Raw genomic sequence first — 18,955 nt, 5'->3', positions numbered from 1 at the left:
TACTCCGCGGTCACGGGATCGGATCGATACGTCATCGGGAGGCCGATACCTGGGTACCCTAAGCCCATGAGCGCGCCTCGCAACGCACGTCGGACACCCGCAGCCCTCGCCATGGCGGCGATCGTCGCCGTGGCGCTCACCGCGTGCACCGGCGGTGGAGGCGAACAGGGCACGACGAGCGACGGCGGCCAGGGATTCCCCGACGACGGCTGCACCCACATCGCGGTCGCCACCTCGTCTGAGAAGGTCAACATGCTCGACGAGCTGGCCGAGGCGTTCAAGGATTCACCCGAGCACGAGGGGCTCGAGACGTGCGCCACGGTGCGCCCGACCAACGTGTCGTCCGGCAACGCGACGCGCTTCCTGACCTCCGGCGAAGACTGGCCGAGCGATGACACGTCGCTCTGGCCTACCCTGTGGTCTCCGGCATCCACCGTCTGGACCGATCGCGTGGCGGCCGCCGCATCACCCAGCCTCGTGGGCGAACCGAAGTCGTTCACGCGCACGCCCGTCGTGTTCGGCATGCCCGAGCCGATGGCCACGGCCCTCGGCTGGCCGAACACCCCCATCAGCATCAGCGACCTCGAGACCCTGTGCCAGGACCCCGCGGGGTGGGGCAGCGTCGGCAAGGACATCTGGGGTGCCTTCAAGATCTCGAAGACCAACCCCAACACCTCGACCACCGGGCTCTCGACCATCCTGATGCAGTCGTACGAGGCGACCGGCAAGCTCGAGGGACTCACCTCGGCCGATGTCGAGGCCGCGGCGGACTTCTCCCGGGTGTTCGAGGAGTGCGTCATCCACTACGGCGACACCACCGGAAACGTGCTCTCGACGCTCTATGACGAGACGCAGAACGGCTCCAACGGCTCGGCCTACGTCTCGGCCGTGGCGCTGGAGGAGACCTCGCTGCTGAACTACAACCAGGGCAACCCCGACTCGCACACCGTGCAGCCGGGCGAGACCCTGACGCCGCCGAAGACCAAGCTCGTCGCCGTCTACCCCGAAGGTGGCTCCATGTGGTCGGACAACCCGATCACCGTGCTCGGGGCCGATTGGGTGACGGCCGAGCAGCGCACGGCCGGGGAGGCCTTCGCCGAGTTCGTGCAGACGACCGCGGCGCAGAAGATCCTGCCCGAGTACGGCTTCCGCCCGCTCGACGAATCGGTGCCGCTGGGCGACCTGTTCACCCCGAAGTACGGAGTCGATCCCGCTCAGCCCGCCGTGACGCTGCCGAAGCCCGAGGTCGACGTGATCTCGACGGCGATCGACCAGTGGACGCAGGTGCGCAAGCCCTCGTCGGTGCTCGAGCTCATCGACATCTCAGGGTCCATGGACGACCCGATCGGCGACGGACGCTCGCGCCTCGACGGGGCGATCGAGGGTGCGCAGTCGACGCTGAACCACTTCCGTTCCACCGATGAGATCGGCGTCTGGGCGTTCACGACCGGAATCTCCTCCGACGAGGGTGAGGGCATCCAGGTGCTCCGTGACGTGAGCGCGCTCGGCTCGGACGGCGAGAAGCTCGACTCGTCGCTCGATGACCTGCGCTACGCGCAGCGCAACGGCACTCCGCTCTACGACTCGATCCTGCTCGCGTACGAGGCGATGAGCGAGCGGGCCGAACCCGGTCGCATCAACGCGATCGTGGTGCTCTCGGACGGCGAGGACACCGACTCGAGCACCTCGCTCGACTCGCTCATCGCCAAGATCGGCAAGAGCACGAAGGAGGGCGGAGACGACGCTCCCGTGCGTATATTCCCGATCGCGTATGGAGAGGGTGCTGACACCTCGGCACTGCAGCGGATCGCGGATGTGACTGGCGGACAGCTCTTCGACGCCTCGGATGCCGAGCGCATCGACCTCGTCTTCGCCTCCGTGATCAACAACTTCTGAGGTCTCGCGATGCCGTATCTCTCCTCGTCGAACAACCCGTGGCTCGAGGATGCCGTCGCAGGCATATCCGGTCAGAACATCTACGTCGACCCCGACGTGTCGGGCGGACAGGCGCTGACCAACGCCCTCGCGGGGGTCGTTCCCGGTGACGGATCGATCGCGGTGGTCGTGCTGCCGGCAGAGGCCGACAAGACCACGCCCTACAGCAGCTACATCCTCGAGCGGCTGACTGCCGCGGGCGACCACGAGACCGTGATCCTCGCCGTCGGCGACGATCTGCAGGCGGCCTCAGCGGCGATTCCCAGCGATGACGCCCTGCGCATCGCGAACGAGAACGAGTCGTCAGGGGCGAATCTCCAAGACAAGCTCGTCGAAACGGTGCAGGAGATCTCAGCCGAGACCCCGACCTCATCGGGGTCTGACTCCGGTGTCGCCGGGCCGGTGATCCCGCTGGTGATCGGAGGCGTGGTTCTCGTGGCAGCCGCCGTGACCGCCGCCGGCCTGATCGCGCGTCGTCGACGTCGCACCGCGGCCGTCTCGATCGACCCGGTGCCCGCCGGCATCCGTCTGCGAGTGAACCGTCTGCGTGAACTCCGCGCCGACTACGCCGCCGTGCCGGGCAGCCCGGTGGCGGCCGAGACGGCGGCGGGGATCGACGCCCTCGCCTCGCACGTCGAGCAGCTGTTCATCCGTCTCGACGCCAAGGCCGGTGAGGACCAGAGCGTGCTGGCCGAAGCCGAGTACTCCGACAAGCTCGCCCGCCTGGTCGCGGCCCTCGACCGCGACTACCTGCTCGACCTGCTCACCCGGCCCGACCTGTGGGATGCCCCCGACGAGCGCATCGCCGAGGTGCGCGAGGCGCTGTCGTCGGTGACCACCCAGATCGTCGACAACATCAAGCAGGTCAACGCCCGCAAGGGACTGCTGTTCCAGGTGTCGCTCGACTCGCTCATCGGTCGCAGCGAGCTGCGCGACTGGGAGCGTCAGTTCAAGCAGAGCTCCGGGGAGTAGTCGGCTCTCAGCGCATCGGAACGGCGGCGTCGACCACACGACCGTCGACGAGGTGCAGCACCCCGTGCATGCGCGGAAGATGCACGAGATCATGCGTGACGAGCAGCGTCGAGGTGTTCAATTCGTCGGTGAGCCGCAGGATGAGGTCGATGATCTTGGCGCCGCGTTCCTGATCGAGAGCACTGGTGGGCTCGTCGACCAGGAGCACGCTCGGATCGTTCATCAGCGCTCGCGCGATGTTGACGCGCTGACGCTGTCCGCCCGAGAGCTGGTGCGGCCTCTTATGACCGTGCTCGGCGAGGCCGACCGCGGCGAGCAGCTCATCCGCGCGAGCTGCCGCCCTGGCGCGATTCCGCCGGCTGTGCGGGGCCCCGAGCTCGTTCATGACGCTCAGCTGCTCACGGGCGGTCAAGGAGGGGATGAGGTTGGGCTGCTGGAAGACGATCCCGATCCGATCGCGCCGCAGCCGCGTGGCCTCGGCCGGATCGAGGGCCGTGACATCGCTGCCGTCGATGAGGATCTCGCCGGAATCGGGACGCAGAAGGGTGCCGGCGACGGCGAGCAGACTCGACTTGCCGGAGCCGCTCGGGCCCGTGATGCCGGTGACGGTTCCGGGGTGGGCGGTGAGGGAGACGCCGTCCACGGCGGTCACCCGGGAGTCGCCGTCGGGGAAGGTCAGGGTGATGTCGTTCAGGCGGATCATCGGTTGCTCCCGAGGGCGGTGAGGGGGTCGGCGGAGGTGACGGAGCGCAGGGCGAAGGCGGCGCCCGCGAGGCCGAGGGCGATCATGATGCCGCCCGGAAGGAGGGTCGTGAGGGGGCTCAGCAGGAACGGAAGGGCGGTGCCTGCGAGCAGGCCGAGCGCAGTGACCATCCCCAGACCGATGCCGATGCCCACCAGCAGGACGATCAGCGCTTGACCCAGCGCGTCGCGGATCAGGGACGGCGTGCTCGCGCCGAGCGCCTTGAGGACGGCGACATCGCCCTTGCGCTGCATGGTCCACACGGTGAAGAAGGCCCCGATGACGAGTCCCGAGATGCCGAAGAGCATCGCCACCATGAGCAGGAGCGATCCGATCTCGGAGCGGAAGGCGCTCAGCGCCGTCAGCGATCCGAGGGTCGTCTCCGAGATCGTGTCGTTCGCGGCATCCGCTGCATCCCAATCAGGGGCGCCTGTGACGGCGAGCACCGTGGCGTAGGCATCGGGGTTTCCCGTGGATGCCGAGTAGGCCTGCCAGTCGTGCAGGGTCATCTGAACGACGGGCGTATGGCTGTACCACGCGTCCCCCTCGACCGTCTCGACGTCGTAGGAGACGCCGGCGATCTCGATCTGCGCTCCGACCTTCACGCCGAGCGCATCCGCAGCGGGCACCGACAGGCGCAGCTGCCCGTCCCCGGAGGGCGCACCGGCGTCGAAGCCGGGCTCGACACCGAACACCGCGATCGCAGCACGGGTGTCGTCGGTCTCGGCGCGGGTCTGACTGATGCCGAGGGGGCGCGCGTCGGTCACGCCGGACGTCGCCGCCCAGTCGTTCGCCTGCTGCTCGGTGATCGTGGAGTCGGCGAAGCTCGCCGCATCGTCTCCGCCCGAGGGGGCCGAGAACACGATGCGGTCTGCGGGGAGCGCCAGCACGCCAGAGACGTTCTGGATGGCGAGGCCCCCGGTCAGTCCACTGAGGAACCCCACGAGAAGGGTGATGAGGGCGACGACGGAGCCGATGAGGATGAATCGCCCCTTGGCGAAGCGAAGATCGCGTAACGCGACGAACATGACGGTTGCCTTTCCTGTCTCCGATGCGGCGACCATTCCACTCTCGTCGTCGGCGCCATCGTGGTCATCGGCCACTCGGAGAGCGTTCCCCGCCCAGGATGAGTACGCCTCGATCGTCCTTTCGGACGATGCCGCGCTCGGTGCGGCGGCGTAGAGTTCGATCCATGGCGCATACCGCTCTGACCCCGGTGTTCGTGGGTCTGCGGACCGGCCTCCACGTCCTCTTCTTCGCCCTGACGGGGGTCGTCATCGCCCGCGCCGTGCTCGACCCGTCGGATTCGAGCGCCGCCGCGATCGTGCTGGCACTGATCGTCGGCGTGACGTACGCCTCGGGTGTGCTGCTCGCCCGCCTCTCCCATGGTCGACGACCCGTGTCACTCGTCTGGTTGGCGCTGCTCTCCCTGGAGTGGCTGGGCCTGCTCTGGCTGAGTGCCGATGCCGCATATCTCGTCTTCCCACTGTTCTTCCTGTTCCTCCACCTGCTGGGACGCTGGGCGGGATCGGCCGCGATACTCGTGTCGACGATCGTCGCGGTGTACGCCCTCGGCATTCACGGCGGGTGGAGCGTCGGCGGAGTCGTCGGTCCGTTCGTCGGCGCCGGCGTCGCCCTCCTGATCGGCCTCGGCTATCAGGCTCTGGCGAACGAGGCCCAGCAACGCGAAGCGCTGGTCGGCGAACTGCTCGCGACCCGTGGGCAGCTGGCCGCGCAGGAGCACGAATCCGGCGTCCTCGCCGAACGTGCACGGCTCGCCCGCGAGATCCACGACACGCTCGCGCAGGGACTCTCCAGCATCCAGATGCTGCTGCACGCCGCCGAACTCGCCGACGACACGCGCCCGGGGATCGAGCACATCCGACTCGCACGCGAGACGGCTGCCGCGAACCTCGTCGAGGCGCGGCGGTTCATCCGCGAGCTGACGCCTCCCCAGCTCGACGACCAGACCCTCGGCGGGGCGCTGCGCCGACTGGCCCGCACGCAATGGGCGACGCAGGGACTCGACGTGCAGGTGCGGGTGTCCGACACGGTCGTCCTGCCCATGCATCTGCAGACGGCCCTGCTGCGCATCACCCAGGGTGCGATCGCCAATGTCATCCAGCACGCTCACGCGAAGACGGCGACGGTCACGATCGGCATCGAGGACGACCACCTCCACTTCACCGTCGAAGATGACGGAACCGGGTTCGATGCGGAGATTCCTGCACCGGGGACCGCCGAGAAGTCGGATTCCTTCGGTCTGCGCGCCACCGCCGAGCGGGTGCAGCAGTTGGGCGGGAGGCTCGAGGTCGATGCGGCACCAGGACGGGGAACGACGCTCACCGTCGACCTCCCTCTGACGGAGTTCGCATGATCCGCCTCGTCATCGCCGACGATCACCCCATCGTCCGAGCCGGTCTCACGGCCCTGTTCGGCCTCGAACCGGACCTGGAGGTCGTCGCAGAAGCGTCGACACCCGACGAGGCCGTCGCCTGCGCCGAGCGCGAGAACCCCGACGTGGTGCTGATGGACCTGCAGTTCGGCTCGCAGTCCCAGGCCACGGGCGTGGACGCGACGCGACGCATCCGTGCGCTCGAGGCTCCGCCCTACGTTCTCGTGCTCACCAACTACGACTCGGATGCCGACATCCTCGGCGCCGTCGAGGCCGGCGCGAGCGGCTACCTGCTGAAAGACGCCCCACCGCATGAGCTGACCGCCGCCGTGCGCGCGGCGGCAGCCGGAGAGAGCGCGCTCGCGCCGGTGATCGCCTCCCGCCTGCTCGACCGCATGCGCGCGCCCCGCGTCAGCCTCAGCAGTCGCGAGATCGAGGTGCTCGAGCTCGTCGCCGCCGGGCGATCGAACAGCGAGGTGGCAGAACAGCTCTTCGTCAGCGAGACGACCGTGAAGTCGCATCTCGCGCACATCTTCTCGAAGCTCGACGTCAGCTCACGCACCGCCGCGGTCTCGGCGGCCCGCCGGAAGGGCATTCTCCGCTGAGACCTGGAGCGTCCTGGGAGATCCGGGCCGGATCGAGTGCTCACACGGGAGCGAGTGGTTCACCCACCCCCGCAGGGATCTCCGCCACGACCAGATCGCCGGGCTTCACGACACCGCCGGCGAGTACGACACCCATCACTCCCGCCTTGCGCACCGTGCGACCTTCGGAGTCGGTCTCGACGACCTGCTTCAGCAGACCAGACTCGAAACGATCGATCTGCAGACACGGGTTCCTCAGCCCCGTCACCTCGACCACGGCGTCCGCTCCCAGCCGCAGCAGCGTTCCTCGGGTGAGGGCGAGCAGATCGATCCCCTCGGTGGTGATGTTCTCGCCCAGTTCACCCGGAGAGACATCCGCGTCGACCTCATCGAACAGTTCTCGGTGCATGAGATGAACCTGGCGGAGATTGGGCTGCGTGGGGTCGCGTCGAACCCGGGAGAGATGCTGCACCGTTTCGCCGAAATGCGCGTCCCCCTCCACCCCCAGGCCGGCGACGAGGGTGATCGCCTCACGGCGGGGCTTGGTGAAGCGGTGCTCGTCGTCACTGCTGACCGAGACGACGCGGGGGGTTGTCATGCCACCAGTCTCCACCTGCGTGCTGTTCCTGCGAAAACCCACGACCGCCGCCCCAAGGGCCTCCGCCAGGCCCTCCGGAGACAACTGGCATCACTCGCTGTCGAGGCGACGTCTCACGAAGCAGGGCGCATCATGTTCTCAGCCGGGCGTTCCGCTGATCGTGAGACGACGCAGACGCGACCTCAGGCGGCGCCGAGCAGTTCCGTCATCTTGGCGTAGAACACGGCGGGGTCCCCCGCGAGCGATGCCTTCACCATCGCGCTCCAGTCGTCGACGATCACCTCGATCGAACCGTCCGCGAGGCCGTCGAGTGACCGACGGGCCACGTCGCGAGGATCGATCTTGGGCCCGTCGTAGTTCGCCATGAGATCCGTGTCGGCGGCACCGAGATGCACGCCCTGCACGAGGGTTCCCTGACCTGCGAGCTCCAGCCGAACCCCGTTGGTCATGTTCCATGCCGCAGCCTTCGCGGCGGCATACCCTCCGGCACCCGGAGACGCGAACCACGACAGCGCCGACAGCACGTTGACGACAGCACCGCCGCCGTTCGTGGAGAGGATGGGAGCGAACTCGCGGATCACGTTGAGCGTCCCCCAGAAGTGGGTGTCCATCTCGCGGCGCAGATCCGGCAGATCGCCGGTCACCAGGCCGGCACCCGTGGAGATCCCCGCGTTGTTCACGACGACAGTCACGTCCTGGGCCACACCGGCCGCCTCGACGATCGAGTCGTGGTCGAGCAGATCGAGCCGCATCGGCACCACGCGCCGGTCGTCGAAGTCGAGCGTGTCAGTGCGGCGGGCAGTCGCGTAGACGGTTCGGGCACTGCGTTCGAGCAGTTCGAGCACGAACTGACGGCCGATTCCGCGGTTTGCTCCGGTCACGAGGGCGATCTGGTCGGTGACGTTCATGGGTTCCTTGCTTCGCTGGGATTGTGCGCTCTCCGGCCCGATCGGGCCGACACCACTACGCTAGAACTTGACGTTGACGTCAAGGTCAAGTCCCAGTCACGAACACGGAGGAACGGATGCGGATCGGCGAGGTCGCACGTCAGGCAGGGGTCAGCACGAGGGCGCTCCGCTATTACGAAGAGCAGGGGCTGCTCGCCTCGGAGCGCACGCCCAGCGGACAGCGCGAGTATGCCGTGTCGGCCGTTGAGCGCGTCAGACTCGTTCAGCAGTTCTTCACTGCGGGGGTGCCGAGCCGCACGATCGCGCAGCTGCTGCCTTGCGTCGACACCGGACACGGTTCCCCGGAGGCCTTCGCCCTGCTGGCAGCGGAACGCGATCGCATCACCGGCGCCATCGAGGGGCTCACCGCCGCCCGCGATGCCCTGGACCTCATCATCGACATCGCCCACAACCCCACCCCGGAACACTGCCCGGCCCTCCGGCACCCAGCCTGGGAACCACACGTCACCATCGAGGCGGCGGCAACCGCACTCGACCGGGTGTGACCATGATCACTGGATGCGACGCAGGCCTCAGTCACCGAGGGTGACAGTGGCGGGAGCAGCGGTCGATGCGCGCACGATCAGCTGCGAGCCCAGCGTCACGACGTCGTCGATCGCCGTGCCGTTCATCGCCTGCAGCAGCAGATCCACGGCGAGCGCACCGCTGCGTTCGATCGGCATCCGCACCGTGGTGAGCGCTGGCGTGACCGCGCCGGCCAGGTCGATGTCGTCGATGCCCACGATGCTGATGTCGGCGGGGCAGCGCTTGCCGAGCTCGAGCAGTCCTGCCTCGAGTCCGAGGGCGACGAGGTCGTTGTAGGCGATCACGGCCGTGGCGCCGCTCGCTGCGGCCGGGGCGGCGGCCGCTCGGCCACCCTGGATGGATGCGGCGTGGTGGCTGAGGCCGGTGAGACGGATGCCGTGGCGCTCGCATGCGCGGGCCACGGTGTCGGCGCGACGCACATCGGCCCACGATCCGCGAGGACCCGCCGCGTACGCGATATGCGTGTGGCCGAGCGCTGCGAGGTGCTCGATCGCCTGCGCCGGCCCGTGCTCGGTGTCCATCAGCACGCAGGGGGCGCCGTCGATCTGGCGGTTCACCACGACGTAGGGGGTGTCGCCGACCAGTTCGAGCACGTCGGCATCGGGAAGGCGAGGGCTGCACAGCAGCATCCCGTCGAGCTTGCGGGCCTGCTCGATCTGCTCGCGCTCACGGCGCAGGTCTTCATCGGCGTCGAACAGCACGATGCGGTGGCGCCCGTGCCACGCCTGCCCCTGGATCGCCTTGAGCAGCGTCGCGTAGACAGGGTTCGACACGTCGGGCACGACGACCCCGAACGTGCGGGTCGCGGTGGCTGACTGCGGGGTGGAGTAGCCGAGCTCCCCCGCGGCTTCGAGGACGCGACCGAGGGTGTTCGGCGCGAGACGATCCGGCTCTCCGAACGCGCGGGAGGCGGTCGCGATCGAGACGCCTGCTCGTCGTGCCACGTCCGTCAGCGTCGCTGCCATCTTCACCTCCCGCTCTCGCAGCAATCCTACGATCCCCCACTCGGATGTAAAACGTGTTGACAAGTTTGTACAAAAGATGCACACTGATTTGCATGACGATCAACGCCGATCACCCTCAGCGGTGCGCGGCCCCGAGCGAAGGAGCCACCGCGTGAGCATCCCAGCACCGGCCCTGCGCCGCACGACCTCTGCGACCGCATCCCCCCTGGTCGCCCCGACTGCTGCAGGCATCCTGCACCTCGGACTCGGCAGCTTCCACCGCGCACACCAGGCCGTCTACACCGCAGCAGCACTCCAGTCCGCCGGCGGCGACTGGGGAATCGTCGGCGTCGCATCGCGTTCGCGCTCGATCGTCGACGCGATGCACGCGCAGGACATGCTCTACTCGGTCGCGACCATCAGCCCCGGCAGCACGTCGCTGACCATCCCCGGCGTGCACACCGACGCGTTCGTCGGCGCCGAGCAGCCCGAGCGCGTGATCGCGCAGATCGCCGACCCCGGCATCCGCATCGTGACCCTCACCGTCACCGAGAACGGCTACAGCTACTCCCCCGCGACGCAGCGCCTCGATCTCGACGACGACACGGTGCGCGCCGACCTCCGTGGCGGTGCCGCTCGCTCGACGATCGGCCAGCTCGCCCGCGGTCTGCAGGCCCGTGCCGCTGCCGGCGGAGCGCCGATCTCGATCCTCAGCTGTGACAACCTCTCGTCGAACGGCGCCCACACCGAGAAGCTCGTTCGCGAGTTCCTGCACGAGCTGCCGGGCTCGGAGGGCGCAGATGCGCTCGCGTTCCTCGACCGCTCCGTCTCGTTCCCCTCGAGCATGGTCGACCGCATCGTGCCCTCGACGACCGCCGAGCTGCGCACCCGCGTGAGCGCCCTGCTCGGTGCCACCGACGACATCCCCGTGCCCGCAGAGCCCTTCACGATGTGGGCGATCGAAGACCGCTTCGCCGGCGGCCGCCCCGCCTGGGAGGCCGCCGGCGCCGTGTTCACCGACGAGGTCGGACGCTACGAGCAGATGAAGGTGCGGCTGCTCAACGGCACGCACTCCCTCATCGCCTACCTCGGTGCGCTCAGCGGAGTCGGCACGATCCCCGAGGCGATCGGACTCGACGGCATCGAGAGTGCCGCGCGCGCCGTGCTGCGCGACGAGTACGAACCCTCGATCGAGGTGCCCTCCGGCGTCGACATCCGCGCCTACGAGAGCGAGCTGTTCGAGCGCTGGGCCAACAGCGCCCTCGGCCACCGCACCAGCCAGGTCGGAACCGACGGCTCGGTCAAGCTGCGTCAGCGCATCCCCGAGCCGGCCATGCTCGCCATCCGCAACGGCGGGATGCCGCACCTGATCGCCCTGACTGTCGCCGGCTACCTGTCGTGCCTCGCTCCCCTGCCGGGCTTCGACCCCGGCCCGCACGCCGCCGCGATGACCGACGGCGCCCGCGAACGCCTCGCAGGATACGCGGCGAGCGCTCGCGACGGACGCGAGCTCGCGCAGCGCGTGATCGGCGAACTGCACCTGTTCGGTGATGAACTCGGATCTCAGGATGCGTTCATCACCCGCGTCGGCGAGCTCGTCGACACCATCCAGCGACGCGGCGTCGATGCCGCGATCGCCGATGCCGTCTCGGCATCCCAGACCACATCATCACTCACCGGCGCAGAGGAGATGCAGCCATGAAGGCTCTCGCCATCCACGGCAAAGAAGACATCCGCTGGGAGGACCGCGAGGTTCCCACTCCCGGCGACGGCGAGGTGCGCCTCCGCGTGAACTACGTGGGCATCTGCGGATCCGACCTGCACTACTACTTCCACGGCGCCAACGGCGAGTACACGATCCAGGAGCCGCTGACCCCCGGTCACGAGCTCTCGGGTGTCGTCGACCTCGATCCGTCAGGTCGCCTCGCACCGGGAACCCCCGTCACCGTGCACCCCGCGCGCTACGGCCCCGAGGTGCCCGGTCTCGAGGACCGCCCACACCTGCGCCCCGGCGGTGACTACTTCGGCAGCGCCGCGGCGAACCCGCACCGTCAGGGCGGAGCATCCGAGCTGCTGATCGTCGAAGAGCAGATGATCCGCGTGCTTCCGGCTTCGCTTCCCCTCGAGCGTGCCGCCCTCGCCGAGCCTCTGGCCGTCGCGATCCACGCCGTGAACCTCGCCGGCGACATCGCAGGCAAGCGCGTGCTCGTGATCGGCGCAGGGCCCATCGGCCTCCTCGTCGTGGCCGCCGCCGTCAACGCGGGGGCATCGGTCGTCGGCGCCAGCGATGTGCGCGAGGAGCCCCTCGAGCGGGCGAAGAACCTCGGCGCGACCGAGGTCTCGCTCGTCGGCCGCGACACGATCGACAACGAGTCGTACGACGTGGTCTTCGAGTGCTCCGGCGTCGGAGTCGCGCTCACGCAGGCCGTCCGCGCCGCCCGCCGTGCCGGCACGATCGTGCAGGTCGGGATGCTCCCGAACGCCGATATCGGAGTGAACCTCGCCCCGATGCTCGCGAAGGAGCTGACCATCCGCGGCGCCTTCCGCTTCTCCACCGAGATCGACGACGCGGTCGCCCTGCTGGCCGAGTCCGACGCCCTCGACTCCGTCATCTCTCACGTCCTCCCGGCATCCGACGCCGTCCAGGCCTTCGAGCTCGCCCGCGACTCGTCCGCTTCGGCGAAGGTCCTGCTCTCCCTCTAGCGACACCCCACCCGACACCCCCCTGTTCCTGGTCCGAAGGAGTACCTCCCATGTCAGAACCGCAGACGACGGCCACCGCCGTCGACCCCGCCGAGAAGAGGTCGGTCAAAGACCTCGTCCGCGCCGCCATCTCCGGATGGCTCGGCACGGCGCTCGAGTTCATGGACTACCAGCTCTACTCGCTGGCCGCCGCGCTCGTCTTCGCCGACCTGTTCTTCTCCTCCGAGAACCCGGCAGTCGCCGTGGTCGCCGCGATGGCCACCTACGGGGTCGGCTACGTCGCCCGCCCGGTCGGTGCGTTCTTCTTCGCTCGTCTCGGTGACAAGACCGGCCGCACGAAGGTGCTGTTCTACACGATCCTCCTGATGGGTCTCGCGACCACCCTGATCGGCTTCCTGCCGACCTACAACCAGGTGGGCGTCCTCGCACCGATCCTCCTCGTGCTGCTGCGCATCGCGCAGGGCTTCGGCGCGGGAGCCGAGATCTCCGGTGCCGGCGTCATGCTCGCCGAGTACGCACCGGCCAAGCGCCGCGGCATCATCGCCTCGCTCGTCGCCCTCGGCACCAACTGCGGCACGCTGCTCGCCTCGGGCATCTGGGCCATCCTCCTCGTCGCCTACAGCGAAGACGAGGTCATCGCCTGGGCATGGCGCATCCCCTTCATCGCCAGCGCGGTCATCATGCTCTTCGCGATCTGGGTGCGCTTCAACCTCAAGGAGACCCCGGTCTTCGAGGAGCGCGACGACGTCGTCGACGGCAAGGCGCTCTCCCGCGACGAGGTCGTGAAGCTCGCCACCGAGACCAACGACATCCGCACTCTGGAGGCGCTGCAGCGCAAGCCGTGGAAGGCGTTCTCGATCGCGCTCCTGCTGCGCTTCGGCCAGGCCGGCAACTCCGGCATGATCCAGACGTACCTGATCAGCTACATCACCGTCGTGCTGCTGCTCGACCGCTCGATCGGCGTCAACGCCGTGATCGTCTCGTCGCTCGTCGCCTTCATCACCGTTCCGCTGTCCGGTTGGCTCGGCGATCGCTTCGGCCGCAAGCGCATGTACATGGTCTGGTCGATCGTCGCGCTCATCGTCATCGTCCCGACGATCCTCATGATCAGCAGCAAGGACACCGTGCAGGTCTTCGTCGGCTATGTCGTGCTGCACAACCTCGCGGTGATGAGCTTCGCATCGCTCGAGAACCTCACGCTGCCCGAGCTCTTCGGCTCCCGCAACCGCTACACCTTCACGGCCATGGCACGAGAGATCGCCGCCATCGTCGCGACCGGTGCAGGCCCCGTCATCGCCGCCGCATGGGTGTCGGCCGTCACCGGCTCGTTCATCCCGATCATCATCATGCTGTTCATCTTCACCCTGAGCGCGCTCGTCGCATCGATCTGGATGCCCGAGGTCGCCGGTCGCGATCTGACGGACCCCCGCGACGCGATCTGACCGAACCGCTCATCACGACCCGGGGTGCGGGCGCCCGAACGCCCGCACCCCCACTTCGACCCGCTTCTTCAGGAGAACGACATGACCATCGAGATCGTCGACGTCAACATCACCAGCCCCGGACGCAACTTCGTCACGCTCAAGATCACGACCTCCGACGGCATCGTCGGCCTGGGTGACGCCACTCTCAACGGACGCGAGCTCGCCGTCGCCTCGTATCTCTCCGAGCACGTCGCCTCGATGCTCATCGGCCGCGACGAGGACCGCATCGAAGACACCTGGCAGTACCTCTACCGCGGTCCGTACTGGCGTCGCGGCCCGGTGACCATGGCGGCGATCGCCGCGGTCGACATGGCGCTCTGGGACATCAAGGCCAAGAAGGCCGGGATGCCGTTGTACCAGCTGCTCGGCGGCGCCAGCCGCGAGGGCGTCCGCGTCTACGCCCACGCGTCGGGCACCGACTACGCCGCACTCAAGAACGCCATCACCGGCTACGAGGAGCTCGGCTACACCGCGGTGCGCGTCCAGACCGGCGTCCCCGGCCTCGGCCAGATCTACGGCGTCTCGTCCACCGGCCCCGGCGTGCGCTACGACTACGAGCCCGCCAAGCGCTCGGGCGACCGCCCCAGCGAAGAGACGTGGGACACCCGCAACTACCTCAACCACATGCCGGGGATCTTCTCGCAGATCCGCGAGGATTTCGGCACCGACCTGCGCATCCTGCACGACGGACACCACCGCATGTCGCCGATCGAGGCCGCGCGCTTCGCGAAGGACATCGAGCCCTACGACCTGTTCTGGCTCGAGGACTGCACCCCCGGTGAAGACCAGACCGCGCTGCGCCTCGTGCGCCAGCACTCGACGACGCCGCTCGCGATCGGCGAGGTCTTCAACTCGGTCTTCGACTACCAGACCCTCATCACCGAGCGTCTGATCGACTACGTGCGCTCTGCCGTCACCCACACCGGTGGCATCACGGCCATGAAGAAGCTGCTCGACTTCGCCGCGATCTACGGCATCAAGTCCGGCATCCACGGTCCGACCGACATCTCGCCCGTCGGCATGGCCGCGGCGCTGCACCTCGACCTCGCGATCCACAACTTCGGCATCCAGGAGTACATGCCCCACAACGAGCAGACGCTCGAGGTGTTCCAGACCTCCTTCACGTTCGACAAGGGCTTCCTGCACCCCGGCGACAAGCCCGGACTCGGTGTCGACCTCGACGAGGATGCCGCGGCCGGCCACGACTACACGAAGGCCTACCTGCCGGTGAACCGTCTGCTCGACGGGACCGTCCATGACTGGTGAGGCCATGACTGGTGAGGCCATGCCCGGCGAGCCGCGCCGGGTCGCCCTGCCGCAGGGCACGGTCGACTCGCGCCTGATCGTCGTCGCCCGTGCGAAGCGGGCGGAGGACTACGACGCCGTGCTCGACGTGCTCGTGGACGCCGGCATCCGCAGTGTCGAGCTCACGCTCACGACTCCGGGCACGTTCGAGCACTTCCCCCAGCTGCTCGCGCGGTTCGGCGACACGGTCGACCTCGGAATCGGCACCGTCACCAACACGGCCGACCTGGCTCGGGCGATCGAGGTCGGCGCGGCGTACATCGTCACCCCGATCACGTCGACCGACTTCGTCACCCAGGCGACGGATTCCGGTGTGCCGATCGTTCCGGGAGGGCTCACGCCGACCGAGCTGTTCGCCTCGTGGTCTGCGGGTGCGTCTGCGGTCAAGGTGTTCCCCGCGGGTCAGGTCGGCCCCGCATATCTGAAGGACCTGCGTGGGCCTTTCCCCGACCTCGTCGCGGTGCCTTCCGGCGGAGTCGACCTCGCGGGTGCTGAGGCCTGGCTGCGAGCCGGTGCGGTCGCGGTGAGCGTGGGCGGTCCGCTGCTCGGCGATGCGTTCAACGGTGGCGATCTCGCCGCGTTGCGCGAGCGCGCGGCCGCCTTCGTCGAGGTGTGCGCGCGGGACTCCGCGTGACCTCGCCGACTGTCGTCACCCTCGGCGAGACCATGGCGCTCGTGCGCACGACCGAGATCGGCTCGCTGCGGCATGCGAACTCCCTGGCGTTCGGCATCGGCGGCGCCGAGAGCAACGTCGCGATCGGCCTCGCCCGGCTCGGCATCCCGACGTCGTGGCTCGGACGCGTGGGCGACGACTCCCTCGGTGAGCGCGTCGCGCGGGAGATCCGCGGAGACGGCGTCGACGTGCGAGCGATCGTCGACGCGGATGCCGCGACCGGCCTCATGGTGAAGGAGCGCCCGTCTGCGGCATCCACCGCCGTGCATTACTACCGCGCGGGGTCGGCCGGATCCCGGCTGCGGCCGGAGGATCTGCCGGACGGATGGGTCGAACACGCCTCCCTGCTGCACATCACCGGCATCACTCCCCTGCTGTCCGACACGGCCGAGGCCGCCGTGCACCTCGCGATCGACCGGGCGCGTGCAGCCGGGACCAGGGTGAGCTTCGACATCAACTACCGTTCGGCGCTCGCCTCCCCCGCGGTCGCGGGCCGGGCACTGCGCGACATCGCCGAGCGTTCCGATGTCGTCTTCGGCGGCGCCGAGGAGTTCGCCATCCTGTATCCCGGGATCTCGGTGGCGGATGCGGCGGCACGACTGCACGATGCCGGGTGCGCGACGACCGTGCTCAAGCAGGGTCCCGACGGCGCCTCGGTCTTCACGGCCGGATCCGTGGTCGGCGCGCCCGGATTCACGATCGCCCCGGTCGACACCGTGGGTGCGGGCGACGCCTTCGTCGCCGGCTATCTCAGCGCTCTGCTCGACGGCCAGGATCTCGAGGCCGTGCTGCGGCGAGCGAACGCCTGCGGCGCGATGGCCTGCCTGGTTCCCGGTGACTGGGAGGCCGCTCCGACCCTGCGCGATCTCGAGCGGTTCGTCGACGGCGATTCCGACCCGGTGCGGCGCTGATTCGGCGTTGAAGCAGCCCGAGAACGCGTAGCCTCGAAGGATGTCCAAAGCCGTCATTTCTCCGTCCACGGCTTCCGGCCTACCCGATGCAGAGCCCGCGCGCAGAGCGCTGTTCTCGCACGCTGCGGTGAACTCCCGACCGGTCGCGCTCGTCTACCGACTCCTGGCGCTGGCTGTCATCCTCACCGGTGTCATCCGGCACGCCAACCTCCTGACCGGCGACCCCTCGTGGACGACCGTGCTGTTCTACACGATGGTCAGCAATCTGCTCTGTCTCGCCTGGGTGCTGTTCCTCATCGTCCGGACCATCCGAGACCTGCGTCAGAGCGGCCCGTTCGGCACCTCGACGCCCAGTGCCAGGGGCAGCGGAGCGGTGATGTTCGCGATCACCGTCACGATGCTCATCTATCTGATCGTGCTCGTGCCCACACGGTTCGCCGACGGCGACGCCGAGATCTTCTCGCTCACCGACAACCTGATCCACATCATCACGCCGGTGCTGGTCATCGTCGACTGGCTGCTCTTCGTGCCGAAGGGATCGTTCCGGTGGGTCGACCCGCTGCTGTGGACGCTCGTCCCCTACGCGTACCTGACGTGGGCGTTCGCCTATGGAGCGCTCGGCGGAGAGTTCACGCCCGGCCAGACGTATCCGTACCCCTTCATGGACGTCGACGCGCTCGGTCTCGTCGGCGTCGCCCAGTGGATCATCGCCCTGACGATCGCCCTCATCGCTGTGGGCTTCGTGTTCGTCATCATCGACCGCGTGCTCGGCGCACTCGCCCGACGGGTCGCACGGCGCTGATCCGTTCCCTCTCCTGACGCTTCCGGTCCCTTCACGCGGCCCGTTCCCTTCGCGGGAGACCCCTGGCCCATCTGCAGTAACGAAGCACGGATGCAGGACCGAACTCGAGCTTCTGTCCCGCATCCGTGCTCGAGTCCTGCAGATGCGTCGTCGCCGCCGAGTCAGTTGATGATCTCGGCGCGATCGTCGGCGTGAAGGGCGGCGAGCCTCTCCCGCCAGGTGGCGAGCGCCTCCGGCGAGAGACGGGTCCAGTCGAGCACTTCGCGCACGACCCTCAACGGCGCACTGCTGCGATAGGAGCGGGTCGGATTGCCGGGGAACTTCTTGTCCGTCACATTCGGGTCGTTCTCGAAGTCGCCGGTCGGCTCGACCTCGTACACGCGCGGCTCACGATCACCCGGCGCGAGCTCGGCGGCGAGACCCGCGCCATCAGCCACGGCCGTGAAGTAGATGTGATTCATCACGATCTCGGGGCGGTAGTTCGACGCGAACCCCGCCGTCAGGAGGTCACCCGGGCGCAGATCCGCCTTGGTGCCGTGAAAGAAGGGTCCGTCATCCAGTGCGTCGCTCACCGGCACAGCCTACGACTGCTCCGGATGCCGCGGAAGGGCACTCTGCCCGGGCGCCGATCTGCACGTGAGGGGGAGATCCGCGCCCGCGGAAGGCACTGCTCGTGGGGAGGACACTGCGCCCGGGAGAAGGCACTGCGCCTGGGGAAGGCACTGCGCCTCGGGACGGCACTGCCTCGGGACGGCACTGCCTGGTGAGGGCGCGCTGCGCGTGGGGAGGAGACCTGCGCCTGGGGAGGATGAATCCTCGGATTCTCCCCTCCCGAAGCGCAGTCCTCCTCCCGACGGAGCGCCTGCCTCAGTCCCTCAGTCGCCGGAGCGACGCGTGCCGACACCCGGCTCGTCGTTGTGGACAGACTCGTCCTGCACGGATGATTCCGAGGACGGATCGACCCGCACCGGACCCGACCCTCCGGAGTCCGCGCCGGCGTTGCCCGCGGGAATCTCCCCGACTTGGTCAGGGTCGTCGGCATCCCGATCCTCGATGAGCGCCGCGATCCCGTCTTCGGAGGGTTCTGCGCCGCTCACATCCCGGCCGGAGTTCTCGCCGTCGCTGGTCACTCGGTGCCGTCCCGCAGATCCGACGGCGCATCGCCGCTGTGCGGCAGGCCTTCGTCTTCCGGGGCGAGGTCGCCCTGTCCGTCCTCGCCGAGCTCGGCCTCGAGCGGCTCATCGCCCTGTGTCTCAGGCTGCGAGGTGTCGGTGGGGAACGTCCCATCGGTGAAGTCGTCGACCGGGGGGACTCCCGGCATGTTCGGCGGGAAGCTGTTGGCGAATGCGTCGATGTTCGACATGGTGCCCTCCTCTGATTCGTCCGGACCATAATGATCCGTCCGATCCGCGGC

20 protein-coding genes are annotated in these 18,955 nt (G+C 68.5%); 12 read left to right on the top strand and 8 right to left on the bottom strand.

Going from position 1 to position 18,955, the window contains the following annotated elements; genetic code table 11:
* Positions 1-66 precede the first annotated feature (66 nt).
* Complete coding sequence (locus MRBLMI13_RS08510; protein ID WP_367821793.1) at positions 67-1,896, top strand: substrate-binding and vWA domain-containing protein; 1,830 nt, start codon at positions 67-69, stop codon at positions 1,894-1,896.
* 9 nt (positions 1,897-1,905) lie between these two features.
* Positions 1,906-2,907, top strand: coding sequence for a hypothetical protein (locus MRBLMI13_RS08505; RefSeq protein ID WP_367821791.1), 1,002 nt, complete (start codon positions 1,906-1,908; stop codon positions 2,905-2,907).
* 7 nt (positions 2,908-2,914) lie between these two features.
* On the opposite strand, the gene MRBLMI13_RS08500 is transcribed toward MRBLMI13_RS08505, so the two are convergent.
* Both MRBLMI13_RS08500 and MRBLMI13_RS08495 read right to left on the bottom strand, forming a co-directional pair.
* Complete coding sequence (locus MRBLMI13_RS08500) at positions 2,915-3,610, bottom strand: ABC transporter ATP-binding protein (RefSeq protein ID WP_367821789.1); 696 nt, start codon at positions 3,608-3,610, stop codon at positions 2,915-2,917.
* Positions 3,607-4,677, bottom strand: a complete 1,071-nt coding sequence (locus MRBLMI13_RS08495; RefSeq protein WP_367823086.1) for an FtsX-like permease family protein — start codon at positions 4,675-4,677, stop codon at positions 3,607-3,609. The genes MRBLMI13_RS08500 and MRBLMI13_RS08495 overlap by 4 nt, the downstream gene beginning before the upstream one ends.
* A 164-nt stretch (positions 4,678-4,841) precedes the next feature.
* Here MRBLMI13_RS08495 and MRBLMI13_RS08490 point away from each other — a divergent pair, with 164 nt between their 5' ends.
* Complete coding sequence (locus tag MRBLMI13_RS08490; RefSeq protein WP_367821787.1) at positions 4,842-6,026, top strand: sensor histidine kinase; 1,185 nt, start codon at positions 4,842-4,844, stop codon at positions 6,024-6,026.
* Positions 6,023-6,649, top strand: coding sequence for a response regulator transcription factor (locus MRBLMI13_RS08485; protein ID WP_367821785.1), 627 nt, complete (start codon positions 6,023-6,025; stop codon positions 6,647-6,649). The genes MRBLMI13_RS08490 and MRBLMI13_RS08485 overlap by 4 nt, the downstream gene beginning before the upstream one ends.
* 40 nt (positions 6,650-6,689) lie before the next feature.
* Here MRBLMI13_RS08485 and MRBLMI13_RS08480 read toward each other — a convergent pair whose 3' ends face one another.
* Together MRBLMI13_RS08480 and MRBLMI13_RS08475 are read right to left on the bottom strand one after the other, a co-directional pair.
* Positions 6,690-7,226, bottom strand: coding sequence for an MOSC domain-containing protein (locus tag MRBLMI13_RS08480; protein ID WP_367821783.1), 537 nt, complete (start codon positions 7,224-7,226; stop codon positions 6,690-6,692).
* Positions 7,227-7,408: 182 nt separating this feature from the next.
* Entirely contained in the window at positions 7,409-8,134 is a 726-nt protein-coding gene (locus MRBLMI13_RS08475; protein ID WP_367821781.1) for an SDR family oxidoreductase, read from the bottom strand.
* A 116-nt stretch (positions 8,135-8,250) separates the two neighbouring features.
* Between MRBLMI13_RS08475 and MRBLMI13_RS08470 the strand changes: the two genes are divergently transcribed.
* Positions 8,251-8,679, top strand: a complete 429-nt coding sequence (locus tag MRBLMI13_RS08470) for a MerR family transcriptional regulator (protein ID WP_367821779.1) — start codon at positions 8,251-8,253, stop codon at positions 8,677-8,679.
* 27 nt (positions 8,680-8,706) lie between these two features.
* Here the strand turns inward: MRBLMI13_RS08470 and MRBLMI13_RS08465 are convergent, their stop codons facing one another.
* Entirely contained in the window at positions 8,707-9,684 is a 978-nt protein-coding gene (locus MRBLMI13_RS08465) for a LacI family DNA-binding transcriptional regulator (protein WP_367821777.1), read from the bottom strand.
* A 151-nt stretch (positions 9,685-9,835) separates the two neighbouring features.
* Here MRBLMI13_RS08465 and MRBLMI13_RS08460 point away from each other — a divergent pair, with 151 nt between their 5' ends.
* From MRBLMI13_RS08460 to MRBLMI13_RS08430, 7 genes are all read left to right on the top strand, one after another.
* The gene (locus tag MRBLMI13_RS08460) at positions 9,836-11,365 is read left to right on the top strand and encodes a mannitol dehydrogenase family protein (protein ID WP_367821775.1); all 1,530 of its coding nucleotides are present in this window, start codon (positions 9,836-9,838) and stop codon (positions 11,363-11,365) included.
* Entirely contained in the window at positions 11,362-12,366 is a 1,005-nt protein-coding gene (locus tag MRBLMI13_RS08455) for an L-idonate 5-dehydrogenase (protein ID WP_309692541.1), read from the top strand. Before MRBLMI13_RS08460 ends, MRBLMI13_RS08455 begins: the two co-directional genes overlap by 4 nt.
* Before the next feature lie 50 nt (positions 12,367-12,416).
* Positions 12,417-13,808 carry an MFS transporter gene (locus MRBLMI13_RS08450; protein ID WP_042540985.1) on the top strand — a complete coding sequence of 464 codons (1,392 nt, stop codon included), beginning with the start codon at positions 12,417-12,419 and terminating at the stop codon, positions 13,806-13,808.
* Between the two features lie 81 nt (positions 13,809-13,889).
* Positions 13,890-15,116: a D-mannonate dehydratase ManD gene (gene manD, locus MRBLMI13_RS08445; protein WP_042540987.1), complete on the top strand. Its 1,227-nt coding sequence runs from the start codon at positions 13,890-13,892 to the stop codon at positions 15,114-15,116.
* Between the two features lie 4 nt (positions 15,117-15,120).
* On the top strand, positions 15,121-15,789 hold the full coding sequence (locus tag MRBLMI13_RS08440; protein ID WP_367821772.1) for a bifunctional 4-hydroxy-2-oxoglutarate aldolase/2-dehydro-3-deoxy-phosphogluconate aldolase: 669 nt from the start codon (positions 15,121-15,123) through the stop codon (positions 15,787-15,789).
* Positions 15,786-16,739, top strand: a complete 954-nt coding sequence (locus MRBLMI13_RS08435; RefSeq protein ID WP_367821770.1) for a sugar kinase — start codon at positions 15,786-15,788, stop codon at positions 16,737-16,739. The genes MRBLMI13_RS08440 and MRBLMI13_RS08435 overlap by 4 nt, the downstream gene beginning before the upstream one ends.
* 40 nt (positions 16,740-16,779) lie before the next feature.
* The gene (locus MRBLMI13_RS08430) at positions 16,780-17,541 is read left to right on the top strand and encodes a Pr6Pr family membrane protein (protein WP_367821768.1); all 762 of its coding nucleotides are present in this window, start codon (positions 16,780-16,782) and stop codon (positions 17,539-17,541) included.
* Positions 17,542-17,702: 161 nt separating this feature from the next.
* Here the strand turns inward: MRBLMI13_RS08430 and arr are convergent, their stop codons facing one another.
* The 3 genes from arr to MRBLMI13_RS08415 form a co-directional block, all read right to left on the bottom strand.
* On the bottom strand, positions 17,703-18,113 hold the full coding sequence (arr, locus tag MRBLMI13_RS08425; protein ID WP_056376371.1) for an NAD(+)--rifampin ADP-ribosyltransferase: 411 nt from the start codon (positions 18,111-18,113) through the stop codon (positions 17,703-17,705).
* A 303-nt stretch (positions 18,114-18,416) separates the two neighbouring features.
* Positions 18,417-18,671 (bottom strand): hypothetical protein, encoded by a 255-nt coding sequence (locus tag MRBLMI13_RS08420; RefSeq protein ID WP_367821766.1) that lies wholly within the window; start codon positions 18,669-18,671, stop codon positions 18,417-18,419.
* The gene (locus tag MRBLMI13_RS08415) at positions 18,668-18,904 is read right to left on the bottom strand and encodes a hypothetical protein (RefSeq protein ID WP_042540995.1); all 237 of its coding nucleotides are present in this window, start codon (positions 18,902-18,904) and stop codon (positions 18,668-18,670) included. Before MRBLMI13_RS08415 ends, MRBLMI13_RS08420 begins: the two co-directional genes overlap by 4 nt.
* Positions 18,905-18,955 lie beyond the last annotated feature (51 nt).

The organism is Microbacterium sp. LMI13-1-1.1, from assembly GCF_040815625.1.
Classification (GTDB): domain Bacteria; phylum Actinomycetota; class Actinomycetes; order Actinomycetales; family Microbacteriaceae; genus Microbacterium; species Microbacterium forte.
Note: the sequence above shows the minus strand (reverse complement) of the source record. Positions and strands in the feature narration are given on the sequence as shown.